The 285-nt window shown below is 74.0% G+C and carries 1 pseudogene; it reads left to right on the top strand.

What is annotated here, in order from left to right:
- Positions 1–285 (top strand): annotated as a pseudogene (locus tag ACUXV1_RS23270) (hypothetical protein); the annotation flags it as partial.

Below are 285 nucleotides of genomic sequence, written 5' to 3'. Positions count from 1 at the left end.
TTCCTGCCCAATCCCTTCGCCGCCGACGGCTCCCGCCTGTATCGCTCCGGCGATCTCGCCCGCCGCCGCGCCGACGGCGAGATCGAATACCTGGGCCGCGCCGATCATCAGGTCAAGCTGCGCGGTTTCCGCATCGAGCTGGGCGAGATCGAAGCCGCGCTGTGCCGTCTGCCCGCCGTGCGCGAGGCTCTGGTCCTGTTGGACCGCCCCGCCGCCGGCGAACCCCGGCTGGTGGCCTATGCCGTCGGCGACGCCGAACCCGCCGCCCTGCGCGCCGCGCTGGCC

It is taken from the genome of Chromobacterium sp. W521, from assembly GCF_052805975.1.
The sequence above is the reverse complement of the archived record's forward strand: the minus strand, read 5'-3'. Positions and strand labels throughout refer to the sequence as shown.